Source organism: Roseateles puraquae, from assembly GCF_002205845.1.
Lineage (GTDB): Bacteria > Pseudomonadota > Gammaproteobacteria > Burkholderiales > Burkholderiaceae_C > Pelomonas > Pelomonas puraquae.
The window spans coordinates 1-1,315 of record NZ_NISI01000038.1; the positions used below are offsets into that span (position 1 = coordinate 1).

Consider the following 1,315-nt stretch of genomic DNA (forward strand, 5'->3'; position numbering starts at 1 on the left):
TGAATCGCCCCGGGTATCGCGGAGGCCCGTTGGTTTAAGTCAGACGGTCGCGGCCTGACCAGCGCGTTGTCGATGGTAGTTGGCCTCGAACTCGGCCGGCGGGATGTAGCCCAGCGGCTCCATCAGTCGGTGATGGTTGAACCAAGCGACCCATTCCAGCGTGGCAAGCTCTACCGCCTGCTTGGTCTTCCACGGCCCGCGGCGGTGGATCACCTCGGCCTTGTAGAGCCCGTTGATGGTCTCGGCAAGCGCGTTGTCGTAGCTGTCGCCCTTGGAGCCGACAGATGGCTCGATGCCTGCCTCGGCAAGACGCTCGCTGTAGCGGATGGACAGGTACTGCGACCCGCGATCTGAGTGGTGCACGAGGCCATCATCTTCGGACGGTTTGCGGGCGTACAGCGCCTGCTCCAGCGCGTCGAGCACGAACTCGGTGTGCATCGAACTGCTCTGGCGCCAGCCCACGATGCGCCGGCTGAACACGTCCACCACGAACGCCACGTAGACCCAGCCTTGCCAGGTCGAGACGTAGGTGAAGTCCGAGACCCAGAGCTGGTTGGGCCTCTCGGCACGGAACTGCCGGTTGACCCGGTCCAGCGGGCATGGTGCCTTCGGGTCAGGGGCGGTGGTGCGCACCGTCTTGCCTCGTCGCACGCCCTGCAGGCCTTGCTGACGCATCAACCGCTCCACGGTGCAGCGCGCCGCTGCTACGCCCTCGCGGTTGAGCTGACGCCAGACCTTGTCGGCCCCGTAGACCTGCATGTTTGCTTGCCAGACGCGTTGAATCTGAGGCACCAGACCCGCATCGCGCTGCGCGCGACGCGAGCACAGCACCGGGTTGCGCTGGCGAGCAGCATGGCGCCAATACGCCGACGGGGCGATCTGCATGACGCGACAGATCGACTCGACCCCGAACTGTTGGCGATGCTGGTCGACGAAGGCCTTCAGGACTTGATGCGGCGGTCGAGCTCCGCCTGGGCGAAAAACGCGCTGGCCAGCTTCAGGATCTCATTGGCCTTGCGCAGTTCGCGCACCTCGCGCTCGAGTTCCTTGACGCGCTGGGCTTCGCTGGTCGTCACGCCCTCGCGTACGCCGGCATCGACCTCCGCGCGCTTGACCCATTCGTTCAGCGTCTGCGGCACGCAGCCAATCTTGGGCGCGATGGACTCAATGGCCGCCCACAGCGACGGGTACTCCCCTCGGTGCTCCTGCACCATCCTCACTGCGCGCTCACGCACCTCGGGCGAGAACTTGTTCGACTTGCTCATGGCTCAATCCTCTCAGAGTGTTGAGCCTCCTCGAAACCCGGGGCGATTCA

The 1,315-nt window shown here is 65.2% G+C and carries 1 protein-coding gene and 1 other annotated feature; the gene reads right to left on the minus strand.

From position 1 onward, the window contains the following. Positions 1-39: 39 nt before the first annotated feature. Positions 40-1,265 (minus strand): IS3 family transposase gene (locus CDO81_RS27415; protein ID WP_420893103.1). Its coding sequence is split into 2 segments (ribosomal slippage): positions 40-977 and positions 977-1,265, totalling 1,227 coding nucleotides; the frame shifts between segments, so codons are not numbered across the junction. Continuing rightward, positions 871-987 (minus strand) — a sequence feature (AL1L pseudoknot). Its footprint overlaps the gene before it by 117 nt. Positions 1,266-1,315: the final 50 nt, after the last annotated feature.